The following is a 484-nucleotide window of genomic DNA, read 5'->3' on the forward strand; positions in this document are numbered from 1 at the left end:
GTGAAGAATCCCCAGTTCCTCGCACAGCCGGTAGGATTTCTTCTTGTTCAGGATCACGCCATACTGGTTGCGAATACAGCGCGCGAGCAGCTTATAGCCATAGGCTTGCTCTTCGCCCTCCAGCAGCGCGAGCAGCCATTCTTTGATTTGATCGTCGCAGACGCTCTCGCCCGATTCGCTGTAGGAATAGCCGGGCACCGGACGTCCTTTGCGGGGCGTCTTGGCCCCGTCCTTGTCAGGCTGAAAAGCGCGCTTACGCCGCTCGTAGTAGGTGGCTCCATTGATTTCAAGCATACGCAGAACCCGTGCGACAGGCTCTCCCCGCTCAATAAAGGGCTCTGCTACCTCGAATTTCTCGGATAAGCGGGGGTTGTTTTTTTTAACAGTTCACGAAGAATTTCAATTTCGAGTTCTTTTTCGCCAAGCGATTTCACGGCACGGTCATAGCGCTGCTCGACTTCCTGTAACCGGCGGATTTCCTGCA

1 protein-coding gene is annotated in these 484 nt (G+C 54.5%); it reads right to left on the reverse strand.

What is annotated here, in order from left to right:
- The coding region (locus KVT38_RS33515; protein ID WP_217598053.1) for a helix-turn-helix domain-containing protein at positions 1 to 294 on the reverse strand (294 nt) is incomplete at its 3' end.
- Positions 295 to 484: the final 190 nt, after the last annotated feature.

Source organism: Cohnella sp. GbtcB17, assembly GCF_019091135.1.
Lineage (GTDB): Bacteria > Bacillota > Bacilli > Paenibacillales > Paenibacillaceae > Cohnella.